2 protein-coding genes are annotated in these 2,933 nt (G+C 38.7%); one reads left to right on the top strand and one right to left on the bottom strand.

The features are described from left to right. Positions 1-233: 233 nt before the first annotated feature. Positions 234-2,315 carry a cation:proton antiporter domain-containing protein gene (locus IQ229_RS21755; RefSeq protein ID WP_194047299.1) on the top strand — a complete coding sequence of 694 codons (2,082 nt, stop codon included), beginning with the start codon at positions 234-236 and terminating at the stop codon, positions 2,313-2,315. 100 nt (positions 2,316-2,415) lie between these two features. On the opposite strand, the gene IQ229_RS21750 is transcribed toward IQ229_RS21755, so the two are convergent. Then, positions 2,416-2,673: a DUF4288 domain-containing protein gene (locus IQ229_RS21750; protein ID WP_194047301.1), complete on the bottom strand. Its 258-nt coding sequence runs from the start codon at positions 2,671-2,673 to the stop codon at positions 2,416-2,418. Positions 2,674-2,933 lie beyond the last annotated feature (260 nt).

Here is a 2,933-nt window from a genome sequence, read left to right as displayed (position 1 = left end):
ATACTATTTAGAGCTATTTAAATACCCATAATTTTTGCAACCTCAAATCTCATCGAGATTTATATCTATGGATATAAAAAATACCTCCTTAAGATAGAATTGAATTGCGAGCGCAACAATTATGCTGTTAAAGATTTAATTATATGTAACCAATAAAACGGAACTATACAAAAAAATTAAGTAAAATTTCGTATGCCTCTTGTACATTTACTATCTAGGCTGATTTATTACACATGACACTGAACTCGCTCGCAGACAGTCCTATTGTTGCATTTACAATTCTTCTAACAGTAATCTTTACTGTCCCTCCAATATTTGAGCGACTGCGACTACCTGGATTAGTGGGTTTGTTAGTAGCAGGCGTAGTCTTGGGACAAAATGGACTAAAGTTGTTGAATTCTGAGTCTGAAACAATCAATCTGCTCTCGGATATTGGCAAGATTTATTTGATGTTCGTGGCGGGTTTAGAAATTGACTTAGAGCAGTTCCGTAAAACTAAAAACCGCTCAATTGGGTTTGGGATTTTAACATTCTTAGTACCATTAATTGCTGGCATTGCTGTTGGACGTTTATTCAATTTTAGCTGGAATACCTCTGTCTTAATTGGTTCTTTACTGGCATCTCATACACTTTTAGCATATCCAATTGTGAGTCGTTTGGGAGTAGTAACGAATGAAGCTGTAACCGTCACCATTGGGGCAACAATTTTTACTGACACTGGTGCTTTGTTAGTGTTGGCAATTTGTGTTGGAATTCATGGAGGGCAATTCTCCGCCTTAAGTTTAGCTATTTTATTAGGTGGATTAGCAATTTACTCTGCTGTTGTTCTGTTTGGCTTTGACTGGGCAGGAAAAGAGTTTTTTCGTCGCTCTGGGGATGAACAAAGTAACCAGTTTTTGTTTATATTACTAGCATTATTTTTGGCATCTGTCGGAGCGCAGGTAATTGGAATTGAAAAAATTGTTGGTGCTTTTTTAGCAGGTTTAGCAGTCAATGACGTACTAGGACGTAGCCCAGTCAAAGAAAAAATTGAGTTTATTGGCAGTGTTTTATTTATTCCTTGTTTCTTTGTGGACATGGGATTATTGATTGATATTCCTGCATTTATAAGAACTCTCAGTTCAGTTTGGTTGACTGTGGTAATTGTATTAGCTTTGATTGGCAGTAAATTTATTGCAGCATTCTTAGCCAAATTGTTATACCGCTATAATACGGCGGAATTATTAACGATGTGGTCGTTGTCACTACCACAGGTAGCAGCCACACTAGCAGCAGCTTTAGTTGCATATCAAACGGTAAATCCTGCTGGTGAGCGCTTAATCAATGAAGGTGTTTTAAACAGTGTGATTGTCCTCATGCTGGTGACTGCAATTTTGGGGCCCATAATAACAGCACGATTTGCTTCTTCATTACAGCTTTCTCAGACAGATTTTGAAACAGATAGTTTGACAACTTGGTGGGAAAGTAATGAAACTCAACTACTAGAGGAAAAACAATATCCATTTACTGTAGTAGTACCAATATATAACCCCAAAACCCAGCGCTATCTAATAGAGATGGCAGCACTACTAGCTAATCATGAATCTGGAAGAATTGTGCCATTAGCTATTACCAGGGCACATATTCACATGGACGATCCACAATTAGTAATAGCGCTCGACCAGAGTCAGCAAAGATTAAGTTTAGCTAGAGAAATCAGTCAAGAATTTGATGTAGAAGTTTCACCTGCAAATCGGATTGACGATGATATAGCTTTGGCAATCAGCCGCACCAGTCGAGAACAAAATGCTAGTTTAATAGTGATGGGTTGGTCGCAAACAACAGGTTTACGCGCCCGCTTATTTGGTAATGTCATTGATAGCGTGTTTTGGTCTTCTCATTGTCCGGTTGCAGTTACACGCCTCTTGAGCAGTCCCAAGACAATTCAAAGAATTCTTGTACCAGTTGGAGACTTAACGCGCCAAACCATCGGTGCTTTAAGGTTTGCTCAGATTTTGGCGGATGTCAATCAGGCGGAAGTTGTGCTTTTACACGTGTGCGATCGCAAATCACCCCCAAATCGAGTAGAAAGATTTGTATCTCAATTGTCTGACATCGCTTCTAAAAGCCAGTTACAGGTAAATACTAATATCCAAACAATCAGGGGTGATGATGTCGCTAGAGTCGTCATTCGGGAAGCTCAGACGTTTGATTTAGCAGTATTACGTTCCGTTCGTTATCGCACAGCCGGGGGATTAGCAGTCAGCGAAGTGACAACGCAGATGATTCAAGAATTGAAGTGTTCAATTGTATTGTTGGGAGAGCCGAATTCGTGATGTGCGAGTCAAAGCCAGTAAAAAGGGAAAAGTAAAAATACTTGCGATCGCTTTTGCGTCAGTGATGGGAATCGACAGGAGCGATCGCATGGTTTTATAGCTATTCTCCAAATTGCTCTTTAGATAATAATGGCTCAAATGACTGGTAAGCCTTATAGTTCCGAAAATGTCGAGCATATAAATCAACAATATTCTCAGATGAATCAAAGTCATCGTACAAAACTGAATTTACGTCTACTAATTGCTGCAAAGACCAAGTAATAGTTTCTTCATTTTCATTTGTATAGCTTACGCTTTCATTTTTACCATGATTCAAAGCTTTTGCTTTTGCTTGCTCTAAAGAAGCACTTTCTGAGATGCTCCTTCTACAGCTTTATTACCCAATACAGTTCAGTTAAGCATTTTTTCTCTTCTCTCTGTTTCCTCTGCGCCTCTGCGGTTCGTTAAAAAAGTTGACTTTGACAAAGAGTTTTAGCCTTAACTGAACCGTATTACTTTATTACCCACATTTAACAGAAATGGCAGACAGGGAGCGAGAAGTTTAACAAGTAGAGCTATATCCATTGGTTTATGATGTCTATCTCACAAATGTACATTTTTACTGAGTATAATTAACGC

The sequence above is a fragment of the Nostoc cf. edaphicum LEGE 07299 genome (assembly GCF_015207245.1).
Classification (GTDB): Bacteria; Cyanobacteriota; Cyanobacteriia; order Cyanobacteriales; family Nostocaceae; genus Nostoc; species Nostoc edaphicum_B.
The sequence above is the reverse complement of the archived record's forward strand: the minus strand, read 5'-3'. Positions and strand labels throughout refer to the sequence as shown.

Coding starts and splice junctions, on each gene's coding strand:
- IQ229_RS21755 (WP_194047299.1), top strand. CDS start 234: ATGACACTGAACTCGCTCGCAGACAGTCCTATTGTTGCATTTACAATT.